Here is a 23,405-nt window from a genome sequence, read left to right as displayed (position 1 = left end):
TCTCTTCACCTGAGTTGTGTAAACGCAATTTTACACTACAGGAACAAAATACCAGCAACACAGCTGACCAGCAGAAAATAAAGTTAAAAAAACCAAATAACACAGCATCATAAGCCAATAAAATCACACCACCAGCATGAAAACATAATTTATCGCCGAATCTCACACAATACACTGAAAAATATAGATAAATTTTAAAATCATCTCAGACTGGAGCCTGGGTTTACAGTTTTATCTGCTGTACCCATTGCAGACCTGAAGCCATAATAGATATATGCAACAAAGACTTCACTGGCTTATCCCTTTACGCTCAGGAGACACATGGCTCATACGCACTCCCATCACCATTCGCACAACGGCAACCATGACAATGAAACTCGCCTGTTCTGTGCGTTTTTAATAACAGCGCTGTTTATGGTGGCTGAAGTTATTGGCGGTTTACTGTCTGGCTCTCTTGCTCTGCTGGCAGATGCCGGGCATATGCTGACCGATGCTGTAGCCCTGTTTATTGCGCTGATGGCTGTGCGAATTGCCCGTCGTTCACCAGCCCTGGGCCATACATTTGGCTGGCTCCGCTTGCCCACTCTTGCCGCGTTTGTTAATGCCATTGCGCTGGTCGTTATCACTGTACTGATTGTCTGGGAAGCGGTGGTACGTTTCTGGCATCCCAGACCCGTTGGCGGCACCATGATGCTCACCATCGCCATTTTGGGGTTACTGGCAAACCTCGCGGCCTTCTGGGTGCTTCATCGTGGTAACAGCGAAAGTAATCTGAACGTGCGTGCCGCTGCACTGCATGTTATGGGGGATTTGCTGGGTTCTGTGGGTGCCATTGTTGCCGCGATTGTGATCATGTGGACAGGATGGACACCGGTAGATCCTATTTTGTCTGTGCTGGTTTCCTGTCTGGTATTGCGCAGTGCCTGGCAGTTACTAAAAGAAAGTGTCAATGAATTAATGGAAGGCGCCCCACGCGATTTGGACATTGCGAAAATGCAAAAAGCCCTGACCCGGGCTTTGCCTGAAGTTCGCCAGGTACATCACGTTCATGTGTGGCTGGTTGGTGAACAGCCACTTCTGACGTTGCATGTACAGGTCATCCCTCCACGGGATCACGACGAACTGCTGGGGCGTATTCACACGTTCCTGCGTGAAAACTACCACATCGCCCATGCCACAGTACAAATGGAATACCAGCCGTGCAGTACAACGCAGTGTGACCTGAATCAGGCGCAGTCAGCCGGAGCGCACCACCACCATCACTAAAACATCACTAATACCAGATTACCTGTGCGCCCGTGTAACATCTCACGGGCGTTAATTCAGGCATTTCCTTTAACAACCTGGTTCAAAGACGCCGCAAATTGCAGCATTCTGTTCAGTGGCAAGAGAGCCTTTTCCCGTAACACAGAGTCAACATGAATTTCATGCTCTGCACCACCCTGCTCCAGCCCGCTGGCAATCGCCCGCAAACCATTCATTGCCATCCATGGGCAGTGAGCACAACTACGGCAGGTTGCACCTTCTCCGGCAGTCGGTGCTTCCAGTAATATTTTTTCCGGGCAGGCCTGCTGCATTTTATAAAAAATGCCGCGGTCAGTTGCTACAATCAGCCTTGGGTGAGGCAATTTACGTGCTGCAGCAATGAGCTGGCTGGTTGAGCCAACAGCGTCTGCCAGGTCAACGATGGCCTGAGGTGACTCAGGGTGAACCAGTACGGCGGCATCCGGGTAGAGTGCCTTCATTTGTAACAACGCCTGGGTTTTAAATTCGTCATGCACAATGCAGGCACCCTGCCAACAAAGAATATCTGCCCCAGTCTGTTTTTGGACATAACGCCCTAAATGACGATCCGGCGCCCAAATGATTTTTTCCCCCAGGCTGTCGAGGTGTTCGATAAGTTCCACCGCAATACTGGATGTTACAACCCAGTCAGCACGCGCTTTAACTGCCGCTGAGGTATTGGCATACACCACTACTGTCCTGTCCGGGTGAGCATCACAGAATGCACTGAATGCATCTTCCGGGCAGCCCAGATCCAGCGAGCACTCTGCGGCAAGCGTTGGCATCAGAACCGTTTTTTCCGGGCTGAGAATTTTTGCCGTCTCTCCCATAAAGCGAACACCTGCAACCAACAGAGTGGAAGCCGGGTGGTTTGCGCCAAAGCGAGCCATTTCCAGTGAGTCTGCAACACAGCCTCCTGTTTCTTCAGCCAGAGCCTGAATTTCCGGGTCGGTATAGTAATGCGCCACCATGACAGCGTTACGCGCTTTTAGTAACGCTTTGATCTTTTCCCGATACTGTGCTTTTTCCGCATAACTCAAACGCGGAGGTTTCGGAGGAAAGGGATAAATGGAATCGTGCAGTTCGGCCATCACACTCATGGGATACTCTCGTTTAACAGCTTAACCAAAAAATGCCTGCTACTGGTGTTTTTCCATTCCGGGCAGGTCATTTGTTTTATATGCTAAACAAGATAGCCGAATTATCGCTTTTTGTCGTGAGATTTTGTCTGCCAAATACGCAAAATTACCGTTTTGTGCGTTGCCACGTTTTGTGCTTTGGACAATACCGGGGATAAATAAATGAAGGGTGGGTTAATACTGATGTGGAGGTGGTTAAATCGTTGGGATACAGGATTACCCAGGGGCAAAACCGTTGCAGGTTATCGGGTTGTGCCGCCCGGCTCGAACCTGCAGCAGGTTCTCATTCTGCACTTTTTTTCACATAGCAAAAAGGCGCCTTTAGGGCGCCTTTCTACACTGGTGGGTCGTGCAGGATTCGAACCTGCGACCAATTGATTAAAAGTCAACTGCTCTACCAACTGAGCTAACGACCCCTTATGGGTAATACTGGCTTAAATGATGGTGGGTCGTGCAGGATTCGAACCTGCGACCAATTGATTAAAAGTCAACTGCTCTACCAACTGAGCTAACGACCCATCAATTAAGCTACTGCTTTTATTACTATTACTTCCCCCTGCACAGCTGCAGGGCTGTTTTCACAAAGTGAGCAAGCCACGCAACAAGACACCTTGCTGCCTTAAACATATCCACCGGAGAAAACTGGTGGGTCGTGCAGGATTCGAACCTGCGACCAATTGATTAAAAGTCAACTGCTCTACCAACTGAGCTAACGACCCGAAGTGGTGGGTGATGACGGGATCGAACCGCCGACCCCCTCCTTGTAAGGGAGGTGCTCTCCCAGCTGAGCTAATCACCCACATGTAATGCTGGACAGGCAGTAAACTGCCTTAACGGTGGGCCATGGATAAGAACCACATGAAACACCTTGCTACCGCGACGATCACCTGAATTTTGGTGGGTCGTGCAGGATTCGAACCTGCGACCAATTGATTAAAAGTCAACTGCTCTACCAACTGAGCTAACGACCCGTCGTCTTGCTGGCTCACCACTCTTAAGTGATGTATCCCCCGGCAACGGCGGCATATATTACTGCTTTCTCATTTCAGCGCAACAAAAATTTCGACAAAGATAACTCAACTGCTTATGTTTCAGGCGGCAAGGCCAGAAAAACGGCATTATCGGGCCTTGCCCTGAGGATTACATGCCATTCAGGCGTTTTTGAGCCTGTTTTGCGCCATCCGTGCCTGGATATTTTGCGACCACTTGTTGGTAAACCGCTTTCGCTTTTGCTGTATCACCTTTTTCCTGCATGATCAAACCGACTTTATACATTGCATCCGGTGCTTTCGGTGATTGCGGGAAGTTTTTAACAACAGAAGCAAAATAGTAAGCTGCGTCGTCTTTTTTGCCTTTGCTGTAATACAATTGCCCCAGCCAGAAATTCGCATTCGGAACATAAGTTGAATCCGGATACTTTTTCACAAAGTTCTGGAATGCGGTAATGGCATCATCCTGGCGCGACTTATCCTGTACCAGAGCAAACGCTGCATTGTAATCTGTATTAGCTTCACCGGTTTGAACCGGTGCTGATGAAGCAGGTGCAGATGGTGTGGCGGTATTCCCGGTATTACCACTCGCACTCCCATCAGCAGGCGTTGCGCCATTAGCTGCCGCCCCACCAGACATATTGCCTATCTGCAACAGTATCTGCTTCTGCCGTTCTTCAATTTGGCTAAGTTGATACTGGTTTTCCTGAATTTGGCCACGCAGAGAGTCAATGTCGGACTGGTTATCTGAAAGTTGCTGCTGAAGTTGGGTTAAAAGCTGGCTGTGCGCATTAGAAATGCGCTCGAGTTGCGTTACACGGTCCTCCACGGACCCTGAGCCTACACTACTGATTGGCGCCTGAGCATTAGCGGCCCAAGGGGCCGCTACGCCAACCAGTAACGACAGACTCAGCAAATGATGTCTGAAGTTACTGATCATGCCATTCTCTTAGTAAACCAGTACGGCGCGACGGTTTTTCGCATAAGCAGCTTCGGTGTGACCCAGTACTGCTGGTTTTTCTTTACCGTAAGATACGATAGAGATCTGATCTGCAGCAACGCCTTTACCCTGCAGGTACATTTTCACAGCATTTGCACGGCGTTCGCCCAGTGCGATGTTGTATTCTGGCGTACCACGTTCATCCGCATAACCTTCAACAGTCACTTTGTAAGACGGGTTGTTGCGCAGGAAAGCGGCGTGAGCATCCAGCATCGCTGCGAATTCAGAACGGATATCGTATTTGTCCAGATCGAAGTAAACGATATTGTTCTGTTGCAGTTGTTGCATCTGCAGGCGAGCCTGTTCTTCAGAAGACATATTGCCATTGCCTTGCATACCTGTCCCGGCACCCAGCATGCCTTCGCTCTGACCATTATTTGCATTTTTGTGAGAGCTACAAGCAGCAACAGCCATAACAGGCAGAACCAGCATCAGCCCTTTCAGCACTTTGTTAAATTGCATTTTTTATAATCCTTAGTAAGAACTCTTTTATTTACAGATACGGCGACCAGGCTGGTGAATTCACCTGACCATCAGTAGCCGGTAGACGCGCTTTGAAACGCCCATCTGTAGAGACCAAATTCAGCACGGATCCCATCCCCTGAGAAGAGCTGTAGATTACCATAGTGCCGTTAGGTGCCAGACTTGGCGTTTCGTCCAGGAACGTAGAAGTTAAAGTTTGCACTCCTCCCGTTTCCAGATCCTGTTTGGCGATATGTTGGGCACCGCCATTGGAGCTCACCATCACCATGAATTTACCATCGGCGCTGACATCGGGATCCTGGTTTTGTGCACCTTCCCAGGTAAGACGTTGTGGAGCACCGCCATTAATGTTGATTTTATAAATCTGCGGACGACCTGCCTGGTCAGAAGTATAGGCCAGTGTCTGGCTGTCCGGGAACCAACTTGGCTCAGTGTTGTTGCTACGACTATTGGTAATCTGGCGAATCTGCCCGGATGCTAAATCCATCACATACAGATTCAGGCTACCTGTTTTAGACAAAGCGAAAGCCAGTTTGGTGCCATCTGGTGAAAATGCCGGTGCACCGTTGTGCCGTGGGAAAGAGGCTATCTGGCGAACTGTCGCATTAGCCAGATTCTGAACCACCAGGGCAGAGCGGCCACTTTCAAAGGTCACATAGGCCAGTTTATTGCCATCAGGAGACCATGCCGGAGACATCAAAGGCTCAGGGGATTTATGTACCAGGAACTGGTTGTAGCCATCGTAGTCTGCAACGCGCAGTTCATAAGGATACTGGCTGTTTGATGTCTGAACGATATACGCAATACGTGTACGAAATGCCCCTTTAATTCCCGTCAGTTTTTCAAATACTTCATCACTGGCGGTATGAGCGGCATAGCGCAACCACTGCTTATTCACTTTATAGGTGTTCTGGGCCAGAACGGAACCCGGTGCTCCACCGGTATCCACCAGTTGATATGACACAGAATAGCTGCCATCCGGATTCGGTGAGACCTGGCCCACAACAACTGCATCAATCCCCAATGCAGACCATGCAGCAGGCTGAACTTCCTGTGCTGTAGAAGGCTGTTGAGGTAAGCGAGATGTATCCAGCGGGTTAAATTTACCACTGTTACGTAAGTCAGCAGCAACAATGCCGCCAATGTCTTCTGGTGCAGTACCCGGACCTGCCCATTTAAACGGTACCACACCGATGGGGCGAGCCGAGTCCACCCCCTGAGTTATCTCGATGCGTACTTCGGCGTGCAGCACTGCTGCCCACAGCATCAGGAAACTTAATGCAACTCGTAATGCCTGCTTCATCATATCTCCCTTATCTGGACACAAGATCCACGATAATTAGCAGAAGGTTAACAAACCCAATAACACAAAACTACCGCCACCCGGCGACTTAACGTTCATGCTACTCCCTTATTACAGGGGAATAGAATTACGGTTTGAAATCCAGCGGCGCATTCTTAAAGACTTCATAAACAGCCTGACTTGGCGGTTTCGGCATATGTGCCTGGCGAGCAGCCGCAAGTGCCGCCTGGCATAATGCCGGGTCACCACCTTCTGACTGTACATCCAGCAACATGCCATCTGGTGCCAGCTTGATTCTGAGCGTACAGGTTTTACCTGCATAAGAGCCTGAATCATAAAACTTACTTTCAATAGCTGACTTAATTTGTGAAGCATAGCCATTAATTTCAGCACCTGATGCGCCATTGTTCCTGGTATTACCACTGCCCGCAGGTGAGGCGTTGCTCCCTTTTGCTCCACCGCCCGCTTTCGGCGCATTTTTATGTGAACTGAGGTCACCCAGCAGGTCATCAACCCCAGCCGCTTGTTTCGCCTCAGCTTTGCGGGCTGCGGCTTTCTCTGCAGCCGCTTTTTCGGCGGCAGCTTTTTTAGCGGCCGCCTTCTCTGCTGCTGCTTTTTGTGCTGCCGCTTTTTCCGCTGCTGCCTTCTCTGCCGCTGCTTTTTGTGCTGCCGCTTTTTGTGCTGCCGCCTTCTCTGCCGCTGCTTTTTGTGCCGCTGCTTTTTGTGCCGCCGCTTTTTCCGCTGCTGCCTTCTCTGCCGCTGCTTTTTGTGCCGCTGCTTTTTGTGCCGCCGCTTTTTCCGCTGCTGCCTTCTCTGCCGCTGCTTTTTGTGCCGCCGCTTTTTCCGCTGCTGCCTTCTCTGCCGCTGCTTTTTGTGCCGCCGCTTTTTCCGCTACAGCCTTCTCTGCCGCTGCTTTTTGCGCCGCCGCTTTTTCCGCTGCTGCCTTCTCTGCCGCTGCTTTTTGCGCCGCCGCTTTTTCCGCTGCTGCCTTCTCAGCCGCTGCTTTTTGCGTAGCTGCTTTTTCTGCTGCAGCATCTGCTGCCGCTTTCTCAGCCGCCGCTTTTTCAGCCGCAGCCTTTTCTGCTGCCGCCTGTTCAGCCTGTTTTTGCTGTTGTGCCTGCTCCTGAGCTAACCGTTCTTTTTCCAGGTCCTTCAGGCGCTGTTGTTCCGCCGCTTGTTTCTCGCGGAGTTCTTCAGCCTGCTGCTGAGCCTGTTTTTCACGCTGCTCCGCCGCTCTTTGCGCACTGGCCTGCTGTTGTGACTGACGGTTGTATTGATCGACTACAGCGCCAGGATCAACCATCACGGCATCAATAGACGAACCGCCACCACCGCCGGCGCTGGCATCAATATGCTCGTCAAACGAACTCCAAATCAGCACCGCAAACAGTATGACATGCAGTACCGCTGAGATGATGATGGCACGTTTAAGCTTTTTGTTCTCTTCGGTTGCCTTTGACACTCTTGGTTCCCAAAAACTCTGCCGTTATAGCGCTGATTAAATTGGTTGGGTCATCAGACCTACCGATTTCACACCAGCCTGATGCAACAAATTAAGCGCTTTAATAATTTCATCATAAGGGACTTCTTTCGCGCCCCCGATCAGAAATACCGTTTTCGGATTTGCTGCCAGGCGCCGTTGAGCCTCTGCAATAACTTGCTCTGGCGGAAGTTGATCCATACGATCTTTCGCAACCACGACGCTGTACTGCCCCACACCAGAGACTTCAATAATGACGGGTGGATCATCGTTAGTCGCCACGGACTGTGAATCCGTTGCATCGGGTAAATCCACCTCGACGCTCTGTGTGATGATAGGTGCCGTGGCCATAAAGATAAGCACCAGCACCAGCAGAACATCCAGCAACGGCACAATATTGATTTCGGACTTCAGCTCCCGGCTACCTCGTCCCCGCACTCTGGCCATGGTTTACCCCTTTTGGCTCTCACTAGTGGTAAACGCCTGACGGTGCAGAATCGCTGTAAACTCTTCCATAAAGTTGTCGTAATTCAATTCAAGCTTGTTAACACGCTGGTTCAAACGGTTGTATGCCATGACAGCAGGAATCGCAGCAAACAGACCAATCGCTGTTGCAATCAGCGCTTCAGCAATCCCTGGCGCGACCATTTGCAGTGTGGCCTGCTTCACCGCACCCAGTCCGATAAACGCATGCATAATCCCCCACACCGTACCAAACAAACCGATGTACGGGCTGATCGAACCGACTGTACCCAGAAAGGGAATATGCGTTTCCAGCGACTCCAGTTCTCGGTTCATGGAAATCCGCATTGCCCGGGATGCCCCTTCAACAATAGCTTCCGGTGCATGACTGTTTGCCCGATGCAGGCGGGCAAATTCTTTGAAACCCGAATAGAAAATTTGCTCGGAGCCGCTCAAATTTTCACGACGCCCCTGGCTTTCCTGATACAGGCGGGATAAATCAATGCCCGACCAGAACTTATCTTCGAAGGTTTCAGCCTCGCGTGTTGCCGCATTGAGAATGCGGGTACGCTGGATGATGATAGCCCAGGACGCAATAGAGAAACCTATTAAAATCAACATGATGAGTTTAACCAGAAGGCTTGCCTTCAGGAACAAATCAAGGATATTCATGTCAGTCACTGCTTGAACTCCGCGACAATAGAAAGTGGAAGCGCTTTTGGCTTCATGATGATTGGATCAACGCAAGCAATAAGCACTTCCGCTTCATTAAGGATCTTGTTGTCTGCATTGACTATACGCTGCGTAAAGACCATAGATGTCCGGCGTAGCGTGGTAATCTCTGTTTGGATTTCGAGTAAGTCATCAAGCCGGGCTGGCGCGTGGTACTCGATGGACATCCGGCGCACAACAAAGGCAACACGCTCTTCGAGTAATGCCTGCTGACTGAAGTTATGTTCACGCAGCATTTCAGTACGTGCTCTTTCATAAAAGGCAATGTAGCTGGCGTGGTAAACCACTCCCCCTGCATCGGTATCTTCATAGTAGACACGAACAGGCCATTGAAACTGCTTAGTGCTCACTTTACATCCCGGTAAGGCAAAATAAACGTTGCTACTATACGCAAGCTGAAGTGGGTTGGGAATGGGTTAAGGGGTGAGGAGTGTAAATATTTATGGGCTTTGTAAAGCCCATAAATTGTGACGGAGGTAGCTTATTCAAAAAAAGAAAAAAGCCAACCCTGCTGCCAGTACGATCATGGCGAGTAACGGGCAAAAAACAGCCTGCCACTGAATAGCTTTCAGTTTAAAACCGATACCGTGAATTACCCCTGCGCATACTGCCCACATCAGCAATAAACCATGCCACACAGATAACGCACTGGTGTGTGCAGCAAACCGTGACGGGTCCCAGAACATACAACCAGCCAGGAGCAAAGCCATCACCAGAGAAAGAGCCCTTAACGGGCTCTTATCTACCAGCTTATAGAGTGATGAAATCAGAGTTTTCATCCCTGCTTTTCTTCTCCGGACTGAGTCGCTTCAACGTGCTCCAGTGCCAGTGCTGTAATCACACCGAATGCACACGCAAGAAGGGTGCCCAGAATCCATGCGAAATACCACATAATCAGCTCCTTACTTAGTACAGAGAATGCGTGTTGCTTTCAATGTGTTCTTTCGTAATGCGACCAAACATTTTCCAGTAACACCAGGCGGTATACAGAAGAATGATTGGTACGAACACAATCGCCACGTAAGTCATCACAGACAAGGTCAACTGGCTGGATGTCGCATCCCACATTGTCAGGCTGGCATTCATCATAATGCTGGACGGCATAATGAATGGGAACATTGCCACACCAGCAGTCAGAATGACGCAGGCAACAGTCAGCGAGGAGAAGATAAATGCCCATGCTGCTTTATTTGCGCGAGTCATCAACACAGTCAGTAGTGGCAACACTACGCCAAGCGCAGGGATAACCCACAGAACAGGAGCTTTATGGAAGTTAACCAGCCATGCACCAGCCTGACGAGTCACTTCTTTCATCAGTGGATCAGATGCAGCATGATGATCAATGGCTGAGGTCACAACATAGCCATCAATACCATACATAACCCAAACACCCGCCAGGATAAAGCACACCATCATAACCAGCGTGGCTACCTGAGACACAACGCGGGCGCGCAGCAGAACTTCACCATTGGTACGCATCTGCAAGTAAGTCGCACCCTGAGTCAGGAACATCGTGACGCTTATCACTCCGGCAACAATACCGAATGGGTTGAGCAACTGGAAGAAATTACCGGTATAGGTAAGACGCAGATACTCATCCACGCTGAACGGTACCCCCTGCAGCAAGTTACCGAATGCCACTCCAATAACCAATGGCGGAACAAAACTGGCAATTGAAATACACCAGTCCCACAGGTTACGCCAGCGGGCATCTTCGATTTTTGAGCGGTAATCAAAGCCAACCGGGCGGAAGAACAATGATGACAGCACCAAAATCATGGCGACATAAAAGCCCGAAAAGGCGGCAGCATAGACCATCGGCCAGGCAGCAAATAATGCACCACCTGCGGTAATCAGCCATACCTGGTTGCCGTCCCAGTGCGGGGCAATACTGTTGATCATGATACGGCGCTCAACATCATTGCGTCCCATAAAACGGGTCAGCATACCTACGCCGAAGTCGAAACCATCAGCAACGGTAAAACCAATCAGCAGTACGCCAATCAGCAACCACCAGATAAAACGCAATACTTCATAATCTATCATGTTTCGACTCCTGTCTTAGCGTGCCGTTTGAGCTGTCGCACCGGATTGCTCAAAGTGATAGCGACCGGTTTTCAGACTGCTTGGCCCCAGACGTGCGAACTTGAACATCAGGAACAGTTCCGCCACCAGGAATAAGGTGTACAGACCGCAAATCAATACAATGGAGAAAATCAGGTCAGAAACGGACAACGTTGAGTTAGCCACTGCAGTTGGCAGTACTTCACCGATAGCCCATGGTTGGCGACCATATTCAGCAACAAACCACCCTGCTTCTACTGCAATCCAAGGTAATGGAAGCCCGTAAAATGCGGCACGCAGTAACCACTTTTTCTGACCAATACGGTTACGAATCACCGACCAGAACGACAGACCGATAATCAGCAGCAGTAAGATTCCACACGCCACCATGATACGGAAAGCAAAATAGAGTGGCGCCACTTCCGGGATAGAGTCTTTGGTCGCTTTCTGGATTTGAGCTTCAGTTGCATCCGTTACATTCGGTGTATAACGTTTTAACAACAGGCCATAGCCAAGGTCTTTCTTAACGTTGTTAAACTCGTTACGTACCGCCTGGTCGGTGGAACCCGCGCGCAATTCCTCCAGCAACTTATAGGCTTTCATCCCATTGCGGATACGCGCTTCATGCTGTGCCATCAGATCTTTAAGACCAAGAACTGGTGTATCGACAGAACGTGTGGCAATAAGCCCAAGCAGATACGGGATCTTAATCGAGTAATGGTTCTTCTGTTCAGCCTGGTCAGGAATACCAAACAAGGTGAATGCGGCAGGAGCGGGTTGTGTTTCCCACTCAGCTTCAATGGCTGCCAGTTTGGTTTTCTGTACGTCCCCCATTTCGTAACCGGATTCATCACCCAGCACAATAACTGAAAGCACAGCAGCCATACCGAAGCTGGCAGCAATCGCAAAGGAGCGCTTTGCAAATGCATGGTCACGGCCTTTGAGCATGTACCATGCGCTAATGCTGAGAATAAACATTGCGCCGGTTACATAGCCTGCGGCAACCGTGTGAACGAATTTAACCTGTGCGACCGGGTTCAGGACCAGCTCTGAGAAGCTGACCATTTCCATACGCATGGTTTCATAGTTGAACTCTGAAGCGATTGGGTTTTGCATCCAGCCGTTTGCGACCAGAATCCATAACGCAGAAAGGTTAGAGCCAAGTGCAACTAACCAGGTCACAGCCATATGCTGTACTTTGGTGAGTCGGTCCCAACCGAAAAAGAAGAGCCCAACGAATGTCGACTCAAGGAAGAAGGCCATTAACCCTTCAATAGCGAGCGGCGCACCAAAAATATCGCCCACATAATGCGAATAATATGACCAGTTAGTACCAAACTGGAATTCCATGGTTAACCCTGTGGCAACCCCAAGGGCAAAGTTGATACCAAACAACTTTCCCCAAAACTTGGTCATATCTTTATAGATTTGTTTACCAGACAACACATATATCGTATTCATGATGGCCAGCAAGAACGCCATACCAAGCGTCAGTGGCACAAACAGAAAGTGGTACAGTGCGGTCAAGGCAAACTGCAATCGTGACAGTTCGACTATATCAAACATCTTGACTCCTTGCTCCTCGCATGAAGACGCCGAATAGAAGGATGCCTGGCTACAGCATTCCCCTACACTTGCCCCAATACAAAAAACATTTGCGACCTCTTTCTTTTCCGGCACCACTGAATGTAAAACAAGAAAAGCAAAAAGGTTACAAATACGTTAATTAATACCAAATGAATCCCGCGAATATATTACGCTTCAATAGGCTTACAATAAATAGGTTTTTACTGAACGTTTTTTGCGTTTCTCGACGGTGATCAATTTATAGCGAAAAATATCCTTAAGCGCCAGTTTGATCTTCGACAAATTTGGCATTTTTCATTAGGTGGCAGGGGGTTATTTTATTGATTTAAATCAATATACGTATTTTATGTTAACGAGGTTATTCGTGTGTACGTTAAGTTAATTTAATGTTAACTAAATTAACTTTAATTGTATGTGTGCAATATTATAAATAATTAAAGCGCAACGTAATTGGCATTTTCAGGATGAAACAGTCACTCTGGGTCAATAGTATTAAGCGTAGTTCCTTCACAATATTAATCAAGTTTTTAACTTTTTATTTTCAATTTTCATTCTTTCACGAAACTGCCGTCACTGTTCGGAAAAAAAGGCCACCCTGTGGGTGGCCAACCATGTCGAAAAGGGGTTCACGCCTTACTGGCGATCACCATTTTTTATTGAGGAAGAATAGATTTAAGCGCTTCACCGATATCTGCCAGGCTACGCACAGTTTTCACACCGGCAGCTTCAAGTGCTGCGAATTTTTCGTCTGCAGTACCTTTACCTCCGGCAATAATGGCACCTGCATGGCCCATACGTTTGCCCTTCGGCGCGGTAACACCCGCAATGTACCCCACCATAGGCTTAGTGACATGTTCCTTAATATAGGCAGCAGCTTCTTCTTCCGCGCTACCACCGATTTCACCAATCATCACGATGGCTTCGGTTTGCGGGTCTTCCTGGAACATTTTCAGAATATCGATAAAGTTGGAACCCGGAATTGGGTCACCACCGATACCAACACACGTCGACTGACCAAAACCGTAATCAGTGGTTTGTTTCACTGCTTCATAGGTCAGCGTACCAGAGCGTGAAACAATACCGACTTTACCCGGTTGGTGAATGTGCCCAGGCATGATACCGATTTTGCATGCACCCGGAGTGATGACGCCCGGGCAGTTAGGCCCAATCATGCGCACACCAGCTTCGTCCAGTTTCACTTTCACTGTCAGCATATCCAGAGTTGGAATACCTTCAGTAATAGTGATAATTAATTTGATACCAGCATCGATTGCTTCAAGAATCGAGTCTTTACAGAACGGGGCCGGTACATAAATAACCGATGCAGTCGCCCCGGTGGCCTCTACCGCTTCACGAACGGTATTAAACACGGGTAAACCCAGGTGAGTCGTACCGCCTTTACCTGGCGTAACACCACCGACCATTTGGGTACCATAAGCAATGGCCTGCTCGGAATGGAATGTCCCCTGGCTACCAGTAAAACCCTGACAGATAACTTTGGTGTTTTTATCGATTAAAATGGACATTATTTCCCCTCCACTGCAGCAACAACCTGCTGCGCGGCATCGGTCAGACTGGTCGCCGCAATAATATTCAGGCCACTTTCTGCCAGCTTCTTCGCCCCCAGTTCTGCGTTATTACCTTCAAGGCGCACAACAACTGGCACATTTACACCAACTTCGGAAACGGCGCCAATGATGCCATCGGCAATCAAGTCGCAACGCACAATCCCACCGAAGATGTTAACCAGTACCGCTTTAACAGCATCATCTGACAGAATAATTTTAAACGCTTCAGTAACACGTTCTTTCGTTGCACCACCGCCCACATCAAGGAAGTTAGCCGGTGCGCCACCATGCAGTTTCACAATATCCATGGTGCCCATAGCCAGACCTGCGCCATTTACCATGCAACCGATATTGCCTTCCAGCGCCACATAGTTCAGTTCCCATTGTGCAGCATGGGCTTCGCGCGGGTCTTCCTGGCTCTTGTCATGCATTTCACGCAGTTCTGGTTGGCGGAACAATGCATTACCATCAACACCCAGTTTGCCATCAAGGCAAATCAGGTCGTCCTGAGTCGTAATGACTAAGGGGTTGATTTCCACCAGCGCCAAATCGCGCTCCAGGAACATAGTAGCCAGCCCCATGAAAATCTTGCTGAACTGCTGAATCTGTTTGCCTTGCAGCCCCAGTTTAAATGCCAGTTCACGCCCCTGATACGGCATCGGACCCGTCAGCGGGTCAATGGCGGTTTTGTGGATAAGATGCGGCGTTTCTGCAGCAACTTTTTCAATTTCCACACCACCTTCAGTAGAAGCCATAAACACTACGCGACGGCTGCTGCGGTCCACTACTGCGCCAAGATACAGTTCTTTAGCAATATCAGTCGCATTTTCAACCAGAATCTGGTTTACCGGCTGACCATTCGCGTCTGTTTGGTAGGTTACCAGGCGTTTGCCCAGCCACTGTTCAGCAAAAGCACGGATATCTTCTTTACTTTTGACTACTTTCACACCGCCAGCTTTACCACGGCCGCCTGCGTGTACCTGGCATTTTACTACCCAAGGACCAGCACCAATTTTAGACGCTGCTTCTTCCGCTTCACGCGGTGTGGTACAGGCATAACCCACCGGTGCCGGCAAGCCATACCGGGCAAACAATTGTTTCGCCTGATATTCGTGTAAGTTCATGAGTTCTATCCATTCAAATCAGATGAAGAGCATCTAGGCTCGGGGTACTCTGCGCCACAGCATGTGCTGTGGCCGGGTAATCGGTGTGTGGGGCAAGCCCCACACAACTACACATCCAGCAGCAGGCGAGTCGGGTCTTCCAGCATCTCTTTAATTGCCACCAGGAAACCAACGGACTCACGCCCGTCTATCAGACGGTGATCGTAAGAAAGTGCCAGATACATCATTGGCAGAATTTCTACTTTACCGCCTACCGCCATCGGGCGGTCCTTGATGGCATGCATACCCAGAATGGCGCTTTGCGGCGGATTGATAATTGGAGTGGACATCAAAGAACCAAACACACCACCGTTAGTAATAGTGAAATTACCACCGGTCAAATCTTCAACGGTGAGTTTACCGTCACGGCCTTTCACTGCCAGCTCTTTAATACGCTTTTCGATATCGGCCATACCCAGTGTATCCACGTCACGCAATACCGGCGTAACCAGACCACGAGGTGTTGACACAGCCATGCTGACATCGAAGTAGTTGTGGTAAACCACGTCATCACCATCGATTGAAGCATTCACTTCCGGGTAGCGTTTCAGTGCTTCAACCACAGCTTTAACATAGAAAGACATAAAGCCCAGACGGATACCATGACGTTTTTCAAACGCCTCACCGTACTGTTTACGCAAATCCATAATTGGCTTCATGTTAACTTCGTTAAACGTCGTCAACATTGCAGTTGAGTTTTTCGCTTCCAGCAGCCGTTCCGCTACACGTTTACGCAAACGCGTCATGGGGACACGTTTTTCACTGCGACTACCCACAACAGGCTCTACTGCCGGAGCTGCGGGTGCGGCAGGGGCTTTAGCCAGATGTTTTTCAACATCTTCACGAGTGATACGCCCACCAACACCAGTGCCTTTAATGGCACTGGCGTCAAGATCATGTTCACTCAACAGGCGGCGAATTGCCGGGCTTAACGCGTCATTAGTCTGTTCTTCAAGATCAGCCGTGTGACGCTGTGCTGGTGTGGATTCTTTCTCATCCGCTTTTGCAGAGGTTTCTTTACCAGAACTGTTACCTTCGCGCAGCCGCCCCAGAATCTGGCGAGAAGTTACCGTTGTGCCTTCAGCTTCAAGCACTGCATCCAGTACACCATCAGCGACAGCCGGTACTTCCAGTACCACTTTGTCAGTCTCGATTTCAACCAGAACTTCGTCGCGGGTTACCGCGTCACCCGGTTTTTTATGCCAGGTTGCCACGGTGGCGTCGGCAACGGATTCAGGCAGGTCGGGAACAAGAATATCTACGCTACTCATTATTTATCCTTTAACTATTCGACATTCAGCGCGTCATTAACCAGATCTTGCTGCTGTTTAAGGTGAACGGACATATACCCGACGGCAGGTGATGCCGACGCCGGACGCCCTGCGTAACGCAGTGCGGAGCCAAAAGGTACGACTTCGCGCAAATGGTGCTGGCTGCAATACCATGCGCCCTGGTTCAGTGGCTCTTCCTGACACCAGACAAAGTCATGAACATGGGAGAACCGTTTAAGCACTTCCTGCACGGTTTGTACCGGGAACGGATACAACTGCTCAATACGGATAATCGCCACATTATGTTGATCATTTTTACGGCGTTGCTCCAACAAATCGTAGTACACCTTGCCAGAACACATCACCACACGTTTCACAGCTTGCGGGTCGATGTCATCGATTTCACCAATTGCAGGCTGGAAAGTGCCGTTAGCCAGTTCATCCAGGCTGGAAATCGCCAGCGGATGGCGCAACAGTGATTTGGGTGACATCACCACCAGTGGGCGGCGCATACCACGCAATGCCTGGCGGCGCAGCATATGGTAAACCTGTGCCGGTGTTGACGGCACGCACACTTGCATGTTTTGCTCAGCACACAGTTGCAGGTAGCGTTCCAGGCGCGCGGAAGAGTGCTCTGGCCCCTGCCCTTCATAGCCATGAGGCAGTAACATGACCAGCCCGCACATCCGGCCCCATTTTTGCTCACCAGAACTGATGAACTGGTCGATTACCACCTGGGCACCGTTCGCGAAGTCACCAAATTGTGCTTCCCAAATAGTAAGGGTACGAGGTTCTGCCGTCGCATAACCATATTCGAAGGCCAGAACGGCTTCTTCAGACAGAACTGAATCCCATACGCGGAAAGTACCTTGCGCATTATGCACATGGCACAGTGGCGTGTAAGTCGAGCCATTGGTCTGGTTATGAATGACCGCATGGCGGTGGAAGAATGTTCCACGACCGGCATCTTCACCAGAGATACGTACCGGAATACCTTCGTCAACCATTGTGGCGTAAGCCAGGTTTTCTGCGGCTCCCCAGTCGAACGGTTTATTACCGGCTGCCATCTCCTGGCGGTCGCCGTAAATTTTCGCGACACGGGACTGCATTTCTACCGCTTCCGGAACCGTGCTGATACGTTTTGCCAGCTCCTGCAGACGCTTCATATCAACTTTATTCGGGTAACTTTCATCCCAATCATGGTTCAGATAAGGCGACCAGGTGAATGAATGCATATTCATTGGACGCCACTCTTTCACCACGCAATCACCAGCATCCAGCGCATCGCGGTACAGATTCACCAGCTCAGTGGCATCTTCCAGCGTGGCAATCTGGTTCTGTTCCAGTTTGTCTGCATAGAGTTTGCGAGGCGTGGGGTGTTTTTTAATTTTCTGGTACATCAGTGGCTGAGTTGCACTGGGTTCATCGGCCTCGTTATGGCCATGACGGCGGTAACACACCAGGTCAACAAATACGTCACGTTGGAAGGTATTGCGGTAATCCAGTGCCAGGCGGGTAACAAATGCCACCGCTTCCGGATCATCCGCATTGACGTGGAAAATCGGCGCCTGCACCATTTTCCCAATATCCGTACAATAAGGTGTGGAACGGGCATCCAGTGGATTCGATGTAGTGAAACCAATCTGGTTATTAATAACGATACGAACCGTCCCCCCCACGTCGTAACCACGGGCTTTGGACATATTCAGAGTTTCCTGAACCACACCTTGCCCGGCAACAGCAGCATCGCCATGAATAGTGATAGGCAGAACTTTGTTGCTGCCCGGTTCATCCAGACGGTCAAGGCGCGCACGCACAGAGCCGATAACAACCGGGCTGACAATTTCCAGATGTGAAGGGTTGAACGCCAGCGCCAGGTGGACCAGACCACCTTCAGTTTCAATGTCTGACGAGAAGCCCATGTGATATTTCACATCACCTGTCCCCAGGTGTTCTTTATGCTTCCCGGAAAATTCATCAAACAAATCCTGCGGTTTTTTGCCCAGAACGTTAACCAGTACATTAAGACGGCCACGGTGCGCCATACCCAGTACCACTTCGCGGGTGCCGCTCTTACCCGCATGGCGGATCAGTTCTTTAAGCATGGGGATAAGCGCATCCCCACCTTCCAGTGAGAAGCGTTTTGCGCCAGGGAATTTGGCACCGAGGTAACGTTCCATGCCTTCAGCCGCAGTCAACTCACTGAGGAAGCGCATTTTCTCTTCTTTAGAGAAAGAAGGCTGACCAACCACAGATTCAATTCGATGCTGAATCCAGCGTTTTTCTTCTGTGTTGGTGATATGCATATATTCCGCACCGATAGAACCACAATAGGTTTGCTTCAGTGCAGTGATTAAGTCGCCCAGCTTCATGGTGTCTTTGCCAATTGCAAAAGACCCCACGTTAAAGCTCTCCTGGAAATCTGCTTCAGTCAGGTTATGAAATGCAGGGGAGAGATCAGGTACCGACTCTTGTTGCCACAGCCCGAGCGGGTCGAGGTTAGCCTGCTGGTGACCGCGGAAGCGATATGCGTTGATGAGCTGCAGAACTTTTACCTGCTTGGCATCGGTGTCAGGGTCGGTAATTGAGGAAGTGTAACGTGAGGCATCCTTCGCCAGACGACGAAAATAATCACGTGTTTTGGAATGGAATTGATCCGGTCTGGCCCCTGTTCCGGGCAACTGCTGGAACATGGAGCGCCAGTGTGCGTCCACTGAGTCAGGATCGGTTAAGAAGTCTTCATAGAGCTGTTCTATCCACGTCTGGTTAGAACCAGACAGGTAAGAAGAGTCCAGCCAGGCTTTCATTGCGCCGTTCTGCATCGTGATCCCTTAAGCCTTACAGGCTTACTTTCGCCGTAAAAACTACATCGTACACCCTTATGGGGCACGTACCAGGGTTCACTTTCAGCGAGCTTTTATAATCAAATCACTCGCGAAGGAACCTTTAAAAACTGTCTTCGCGCAATTGCACCTTTTGAGTATGACACCCGGTGCAAGGTGCTACCGGCAGTTTTTAAAGATTTCCTGAAAGGCCGGGAAACCACTTCCCGGCCTTTCATATTATGCACTACGTTTCAACAACATCGACTTAATATGACCAATTGCGCGAGTTGGGTTCAAACCTTTTGGGCAAACACTGACACAGTTCATAATACTGTGGCAGCGGAACACACTGAAAGCATCACTCAACCCGTCAAGGCGTTGGTCTGTTTCCGTATCACGGCTGTCTATCAGGAAGCGATAAGCCGCTAACAAACCTGCCGGCCCAATAAATTTATCCGGGTTCCACCAGAAAGACGGGCAGGACGTTGAACAGCAGGCACATAAAATACATTCGTACAGGCCATCAAGTTTTTCCCGCTGTTCCGGAGACTGCAAATGTTCTCTGGCTGGTGGATTTTGCCCATTATTCAACAAGTAAGGTTTAATCTTCTCATATTGAGTGTAGAACTGCCCCATGTCCACAACCAGATCACGCACCACTGGCAACCCGGGCAACGGGCGAATCACAATTTTTTGATTACCATTACGCAACGCCGAAATGGGAGTGATACAGGCGAGGCCATTTTTGCCATTCATGTTCATGCCGTCGGAGCCACACACCCCTTCACGGCAGGAACGACGGAAAGCCAGTGTCGGATCTTTTTCTTTCAACTGGATTAACGCATCCAGCAGCATCATATCTCGCCCTTCGTCAGCTTCCAGCGTGTAATCCTGCATACGCGGAGCATCGTCTACATCAGGGTTATAACGATAAACTGAAAATTCGAGTTTCATCACCTTGTCTCCGCAATCAGTAAGTACGTACCTTCGGCGGGAACGCCGGGCGCAATTTAGGTTCCATGTTCACCTTACGGCGTACCATGGATTCACTTTCTGGCAAGTACAAGGAGTGACACAACCAGTTCTCATCATCACGTTCCGGGAAATCGAAGCGGCTGTGTGCACCACGGCTTTCGGTCCGGAAGTTTGCTGACATCGCTGTGGCATACGCCGTTTCCATGAGGTTATCCAGTTCAAGACATTCCACTCGCTGGGTATTAAACTCACTTGACGTATCATCAAGACGCGCATTTTGCAGGCGCTCGCGAATACCTTTGAGCTCTTCCAGGCCTTTCGCCATTGCATCGCCTTCGCGGAATACGGAGAAATTGTGCTGCATGCATTCCTGCAATGCTTTGCGGATCACCACCGGGTCTTCACCTGTGCGGTTGTTGTTCCAGCGATTCATGCGCTCAAGGGAGGCTTCCACATCAGATTCACTTGCATCACGCAGTGCACCCTGCTCATTGATAGATTCCTGCAGATGCATACCTGCCGCACGCCCGAATACCACCAGGTCCAGCAGCGAGTTCCCGCCCAGACGGTTGGCACCGTGAACAGACACGCAGGCAATCTCACCAACGGCAAACAGGCCCGGAATCACAACATCTTCGCCTTTTTCGTTCACGGTCAATGCCTGGCCCGTTACTTTGGTGGGGATCCCACCCATCATGTAGTGGCAGGTAGGAATAACAGGAATAGGTTCTTTGACCGGGTCAACATGAGCAAATGTGCGCGATAATTCCAGAATACCCGGCAGACGGGATTCCAGAACGTCTTTACCCAGGTGATCGAGTTTCAGTTTGGCATGCGGGCCCCATGGGCCATCGCAACCGCGACCTTCACGGATTTCAATCATGATTGAACGGGCAACCACATCGCGGCCGGCAAGGTCTTTGGCATTTGGCGCATAACGTTCCATGAAGCGTTCGCCATGTTTATTCAGCAAATAACCGCCTTCACCACGGCAACCTTCCGTGACCAGAACCCCAGCCCCGGCGATCCCTGTTGGGTGGAACTGCCACATTTCCATATCCTGAACAGGCACACCCGCACGCATTGCCATACCAACGCCGTCGCCAGTATTAATGTGCGCATTGGTGGTTGACTGGTAAATGCGCCCTGCACCGCCGGTCGCCAGCACAGTAGCGCGGGCTTTAAAGTACACGACTTCACCGGTTTCGATGCACAGTGCAGTACAACCCACCACCGAGCCGTCCTGGTTTTTTACCAGATCCAGTGCATACCATTCAGAAAAAATGGTGGTGTGATTTTTCAAATTTTGTTGATACAGCGTATGTAATAATGCATGACCAGTACGGTCTGCAGCCGCCGCAGTACGCGCAGCCTGTTCACCGCCAAAATTCTTCGACTGACCACCGAACGGACGCTGATAAATACGCCCGTCATCCAGACGCGAGAATGGCAAACCCATATGTTCCAGTTCAAGAATCGCTTCCGGGCCGGTTTTACACATGTATTCAATCGCATCCTGATCACCAATGTAATCAGAACCTTTCACTGTATCGTACATATGCCATTCCCAATTATCTTCATGGGAATTGCCTAATGCGACAGTAATGCCCCCTTGTGCGGATACCGTATGGGAGCGGGTAGGGAATACTTTGGACAGCAGAGCACAAGTTTGCCCTGACTGGGAAATTTGCAGTGCAGCACGCATGCCTGCGCCACCTGCACCGATAACCACTGCATCAAACTCTCTGACTGGCAATTTCATTACACACCCCACACCACAACAAACCCATAAATAACGTAAACCAGCAGCGTTGCAACAATGGCAAGTTGCAGGACAAGACGTATAGCCAGTGGTTTAACGTAGTCGGTTAACACCTGCCACATGCCAATCCAGGCATGAACCAGCACAGAAAACAGCGCCAGCAAGGTGAATACTTTTGTGAAAGCGGAGGCAAAGAAACCCGTCCAGATTTGCCAGGTTAGTTCACCGCTGGTTGCAAAGAAGCCAACCATATAGACGATATACAGCGCGATGATAATCGCAGTTGCACGCACCAGAATATAGTCGTGCACACCATTACGACCAAGCGCAGAGGCGTTGCTTACCATACGAGAACTCCTGCAAGAATAGAAAGCACGACAGTAATACCGAAACCGATGTTGGCAGTACGCTTACCTGCCTCTAAGGTTTCTTCCAGATAACCAAAGTCCATCAGCATATGACGAATTCCACCGACAACATGGTAAGCAAGTGCGGTAAGAATGCCCCAAAAGATGAATTTAACGATAAAGCTGTCCATAATTGATGAAGCAACCAGGAAGCCTTCGGGTGAGGAAAGGGACAGCCCCAGCAACCATAGCAGAATGCCGACCGCCACGAAGGTGATCACGCCGGAAACGCGGTGGAGGATGGAAGCAATTGCGGTGACGGGAAATCGGATCGTAGCAAGATCCAGATTAACAGGTCTTTGTTTTTTCACATTTTTCATTATGAATAGCGCCCACATGCTGTTTTTATTATTCCTTCCTCCGGTCTGCAGGCGGTCAGACAGCGTGGTTTTCTATAACTCTGCGTCATGCAAAACAACTGCTTCCAGGTGTTAAAATGACGAGTACTACGCTGGGTGGCTCGCGGGAGCAGTATGTTCCGGAGACCTGGCGGCAGTATAGGATGTTCACAATATCATTACAATTAACCTACAAATAGTTTGTGTGTTTTTGGCTGGAACAGTGAACACGATCACGATAACAACATTTTTTTAATTTTTAATTATCTGATTTGACAAAAATTAAACATTATTGTTACATCCATCACCGAAAACGCCGTATAATTCGCAAAAGTTATAGGGTCACTCTTTCACCTGAGAATAAGTTATGTAACAGTGTGTCAGTATTGACCACAGTAGTCAGGACAGTTATTAGTGATATAAAGATTTTATTATACTGGCTGCTAACACCCTGATTTGCTGTTGTTTCACCACGGTCTGAATGGTTACCTGCAAGCGCCCATCTCTCTGTACCCTGGTCATATCCTCTAAAACAGAGACGAGAGCTGATATAACAAACTGGTAAACTTCAAC

The 23,405-nt window shown here is 49.6% G+C and carries 21 protein-coding genes and 5 tRNA genes; 1 reads left to right on the top strand and 25 read right to left on the bottom strand.

The annotated features are described in order from the left end of the window. Positions 1–321 precede the first annotated feature (321 nt). Complete coding sequence (gene zitB / locus MPHASIOC01_RS02120) at positions 322–1,266, top strand: CDF family zinc transporter ZitB (protein ID WP_064597016.1); 945 nt, start codon at positions 322–324, stop codon at positions 1,264–1,266. Positions 1,267–1,322: 56 nt separating this feature from the next. Here zitB and nadA read toward each other — a convergent pair whose 3' ends face one another. From nadA to sdhC, 25 genes are all read right to left on the bottom strand, one after another. Beyond that, a complete protein-coding gene (gene nadA / locus MPHASIOC01_RS02115; RefSeq protein ID WP_353613841.1) occupies positions 1,323–2,384 on the bottom strand; it encodes a quinolinate synthase NadA in 1,062 nt (353 codons plus the stop codon). Positions 2,385–2,763: 379 nt separating this feature from the next. Continuing rightward, positions 2,764–2,839, bottom strand: a tRNA-Lys gene (locus tag MPHASIOC01_RS02110). Positions 2,840–2,865: 26 nt separating this feature from the next. Beyond that, a tRNA-Lys gene (locus MPHASIOC01_RS02105) sits at positions 2,866–2,941 on the bottom strand. A 125-nt stretch (positions 2,942–3,066) separates the two neighbouring features. Then, positions 3,067–3,142 (bottom strand) — tRNA-Lys (locus tag MPHASIOC01_RS02100). 4 nt (positions 3,143–3,146) lie between these two features. Continuing rightward, positions 3,147–3,222, bottom strand: a tRNA-Val gene (locus MPHASIOC01_RS02095). A gap of 96 nt (positions 3,223–3,318) precedes the next feature. Continuing rightward, positions 3,319–3,394, bottom strand: a tRNA-Lys gene (locus tag MPHASIOC01_RS02090). Positions 3,395–3,563: 169 nt separating this feature from the next. Continuing rightward, positions 3,564–4,352 carry a cell division protein CpoB gene (gene cpoB / locus MPHASIOC01_RS02085; protein WP_353613840.1) on the bottom strand — a complete coding sequence of 263 codons (789 nt, stop codon included), beginning with the start codon at positions 4,350–4,352 and terminating at the stop codon, positions 3,564–3,566. Between the two features lie 9 nt (positions 4,353–4,361). Then, complete coding sequence (gene pal, locus MPHASIOC01_RS02080) at positions 4,362–4,874, bottom strand: peptidoglycan-associated lipoprotein Pal (RefSeq protein WP_064597011.1); 513 nt, start codon at positions 4,872–4,874, stop codon at positions 4,362–4,364. 31 nt (positions 4,875–4,905) lie between these two features. Then, positions 4,906–6,198: a Tol-Pal system beta propeller repeat protein TolB gene (gene tolB, locus MPHASIOC01_RS02075; protein ID WP_064597009.1), complete on the bottom strand. Its 1,293-nt coding sequence runs from the start codon at positions 6,196–6,198 to the stop codon at positions 4,906–4,908. A gap of 127 nt (positions 6,199–6,325) precedes the next feature. Next, entirely contained in the window at positions 6,326–7,660 is a 1,335-nt protein-coding gene (tolA, locus tag MPHASIOC01_RS02070) for a cell envelope integrity protein TolA (RefSeq protein WP_353613839.1), read from the bottom strand. 36 nt (positions 7,661–7,696) lie between these two features. Continuing rightward, positions 7,697–8,125, bottom strand: a complete 429-nt coding sequence (gene tolR / locus MPHASIOC01_RS02065) for a colicin uptake protein TolR (RefSeq protein ID WP_064597005.1) — start codon at positions 8,123–8,125, stop codon at positions 7,697–7,699. 3 nt (positions 8,126–8,128) lie between these two features. Then, positions 8,129–8,821 (bottom strand): Tol-Pal system protein TolQ, encoded by a 693-nt coding sequence (gene tolQ / locus MPHASIOC01_RS02060; RefSeq protein ID WP_156519031.1) that lies wholly within the window; start codon positions 8,819–8,821, stop codon positions 8,129–8,131. Beyond that, positions 8,818–9,222 (bottom strand): tol-pal system-associated acyl-CoA thioesterase, encoded by a 405-nt coding sequence (gene ybgC, locus MPHASIOC01_RS02055; protein WP_064597004.1) that lies wholly within the window; start codon positions 9,220–9,222, stop codon positions 8,818–8,820. Before ybgC ends, tolQ begins: the two co-directional genes overlap by 4 nt. Before the next feature lie 135 nt (positions 9,223–9,357). Continuing rightward, the gene (ybgE, locus tag MPHASIOC01_RS02050) at positions 9,358–9,651 is read right to left on the bottom strand and encodes a cyd operon protein YbgE (protein WP_064597003.1); all 294 of its coding nucleotides are present in this window, start codon (positions 9,649–9,651) and stop codon (positions 9,358–9,360) included. After that, the gene (cydX, locus tag MPHASIOC01_RS02045; protein WP_064597002.1) at positions 9,648–9,764 is read right to left on the bottom strand and encodes a cytochrome bd-I oxidase subunit CydX; all 117 of its coding nucleotides are present in this window, start codon (positions 9,762–9,764) and stop codon (positions 9,648–9,650) included. Before cydX ends, ybgE begins: the two co-directional genes overlap by 4 nt. A gap of 14 nt (positions 9,765–9,778) precedes the next feature. Then, the gene (gene cydB, locus MPHASIOC01_RS02040) at positions 9,779–10,918 is read right to left on the bottom strand and encodes a cytochrome d ubiquinol oxidase subunit II (protein ID WP_064597001.1); all 1,140 of its coding nucleotides are present in this window, start codon (positions 10,916–10,918) and stop codon (positions 9,779–9,781) included. A gap of 15 nt (positions 10,919–10,933) precedes the next feature. Continuing rightward, entirely contained in the window at positions 10,934–12,502 is a 1,569-nt protein-coding gene (gene cydA, locus MPHASIOC01_RS02035) for a cytochrome ubiquinol oxidase subunit I (protein WP_064597000.1), read from the bottom strand. Between the two features lie 674 nt (positions 12,503–13,176). Further along, the gene (gene sucD / locus MPHASIOC01_RS02030) at positions 13,177–14,049 is read right to left on the bottom strand and encodes a succinate--CoA ligase subunit alpha (protein ID WP_064596999.1); all 873 of its coding nucleotides are present in this window, start codon (positions 14,047–14,049) and stop codon (positions 13,177–13,179) included. After that, positions 14,049–15,215 (bottom strand): ADP-forming succinate--CoA ligase subunit beta, encoded by a 1,167-nt coding sequence (sucC, locus tag MPHASIOC01_RS02025; RefSeq protein WP_064596996.1) that lies wholly within the window; start codon positions 15,213–15,215, stop codon positions 14,049–14,051. The genes sucD and sucC overlap by 1 nt, the downstream gene beginning before the upstream one ends. 107 nt (positions 15,216–15,322) lie before the next feature. Beyond that, positions 15,323–16,525 (bottom strand): 2-oxoglutarate dehydrogenase complex dihydrolipoyllysine-residue succinyltransferase, encoded by a 1,203-nt coding sequence (gene odhB / locus MPHASIOC01_RS02020; RefSeq protein WP_064596995.1) that lies wholly within the window; start codon positions 16,523–16,525, stop codon positions 15,323–15,325. Between the two features lie 14 nt (positions 16,526–16,539). Beyond that, complete coding sequence (sucA, locus tag MPHASIOC01_RS02015; RefSeq protein WP_064596993.1) at positions 16,540–19,347, bottom strand: 2-oxoglutarate dehydrogenase E1 component; 2,808 nt, start codon at positions 19,345–19,347, stop codon at positions 16,540–16,542. Between the two features lie 240 nt (positions 19,348–19,587). Further along, positions 19,588–20,304 (bottom strand): succinate dehydrogenase iron-sulfur subunit, encoded by a 717-nt coding sequence (locus MPHASIOC01_RS02010; RefSeq protein WP_353613838.1) that lies wholly within the window; start codon positions 20,302–20,304, stop codon positions 19,588–19,590. A gap of 16 nt (positions 20,305–20,320) precedes the next feature. Beyond that, a complete protein-coding gene (gene sdhA / locus MPHASIOC01_RS02005; RefSeq protein ID WP_064596988.1) occupies positions 20,321–22,087 on the bottom strand; it encodes a succinate dehydrogenase flavoprotein subunit in 1,767 nt (588 codons plus the stop codon). Beyond that, a complete protein-coding gene (gene sdhD / locus MPHASIOC01_RS02000) occupies positions 22,087–22,434 on the bottom strand; it encodes a succinate dehydrogenase membrane anchor subunit (RefSeq protein WP_064596986.1) in 348 nt (115 codons plus the stop codon). The genes sdhA and sdhD overlap by 1 nt, the downstream gene beginning before the upstream one ends. After that, positions 22,428–22,832 (bottom strand): succinate dehydrogenase cytochrome b556 subunit, encoded by a 405-nt coding sequence (sdhC, locus tag MPHASIOC01_RS01995; RefSeq protein ID WP_064596985.1) that lies wholly within the window; start codon positions 22,830–22,832, stop codon positions 22,428–22,430. Before sdhC ends, sdhD begins: the two co-directional genes overlap by 7 nt. Positions 22,833–23,405: the final 573 nt, after the last annotated feature.

Source organism: Mangrovibacter phragmitis, from assembly GCF_040429585.1.
Taxonomy (GTDB): Bacteria; Pseudomonadota; Gammaproteobacteria; order Enterobacterales; family Enterobacteriaceae; genus Mangrovibacter; species Mangrovibacter phragmitis.
Note: the sequence above shows the minus strand (reverse complement) of the source record. Positions and strands in the feature narration are given on the sequence as shown.

Excerpts from the sequence above, each read along its gene's own strand:
- zitB (WP_064597016.1), top strand. The coding sequence starts at position 322 with ATGGCTCATACGCACTCCCATCACCATTCGCACAACGGCAACCATGAC.
- nadA (WP_353613841.1), bottom strand. The coding sequence starts at position 2,384 with ATGAGTGTGATGGCCGAACTGCACGATTCCATTTATCCCTTTCCTCCG.
- cpoB (WP_353613840.1), bottom strand. The coding sequence starts at position 4,352 with ATGATCAGTAACTTCAGACATCATTTGCTGAGTCTGTCGTTACTGGTT.
- pal (WP_064597011.1), bottom strand. The coding sequence starts at position 4,874 with ATGCAATTTAACAAAGTGCTGAAAGGGCTGATGCTGGTTCTGCCTGTT.
- tolB (WP_064597009.1), bottom strand. The coding sequence starts at position 6,198 with ATGAAGCAGGCATTACGAGTTGCATTAAGTTTCCTGATGCTGTGGGCA.
- tolR (WP_064597005.1), bottom strand. The coding sequence starts at position 8,125 with ATGGCCAGAGTGCGGGGACGAGGTAGCCGGGAGCTGAAGTCCGAAATC.
- ybgE (WP_064597003.1), bottom strand. The coding sequence starts at position 9,651 with ATGAAAACTCTGATTTCATCACTCTATAAGCTGGTAGATAAGAGCCCG.
- cydX (WP_064597002.1), bottom strand. The coding sequence starts at position 9,764 with ATGTGGTATTTCGCATGGATTCTGGGCACCCTTCTTGCGTGTGCATTC.
- cydB (WP_064597001.1), bottom strand. The coding sequence starts at position 10,918 with ATGATAGATTATGAAGTATTGCGTTTTATCTGGTGGTTGCTGATTGGC.
- cydA (WP_064597000.1), bottom strand. The coding sequence starts at position 12,502 with ATGTTTGATATAGTCGAACTGTCACGATTGCAGTTTGCCTTGACCGCA.
- sucD (WP_064596999.1), bottom strand. The coding sequence starts at position 14,049 with ATGTCCATTTTAATCGATAAAAACACCAAAGTTATCTGTCAGGGTTTT.
- sucC (WP_064596996.1), bottom strand. The coding sequence starts at position 15,215 with ATGAACTTACACGAATATCAGGCGAAACAATTGTTTGCCCGGTATGGC.
- odhB (WP_064596995.1), bottom strand. The coding sequence starts at position 16,525 with ATGAGTAGCGTAGATATTCTTGTTCCCGACCTGCCTGAATCCGTTGCC.
- sucA (WP_064596993.1), bottom strand. The coding sequence starts at position 19,347 with ATGCAGAACGGCGCAATGAAAGCCTGGCTGGACTCTTCTTACCTGTCT.
- MPHASIOC01_RS02010 (WP_353613838.1), bottom strand. The coding sequence starts at position 20,304 with ATGAAACTCGAATTTTCAGTTTATCGTTATAACCCTGATGTAGACGAT.
- sdhA (WP_064596988.1), bottom strand. The coding sequence starts at position 22,087 with ATGAAATTGCCAGTCAGAGAGTTTGATGCAGTGGTTATCGGTGCAGGT.
- sdhD (WP_064596986.1), bottom strand. The coding sequence starts at position 22,434 with ATGGTAAGCAACGCCTCTGCGCTTGGTCGTAATGGTGTGCACGACTAT.
- sdhC (WP_064596985.1), bottom strand. The coding sequence starts at position 22,832 with ATGTGGGCGCTATTCATAATGAAAAATGTGAAAAAACAAAGACCTGTT.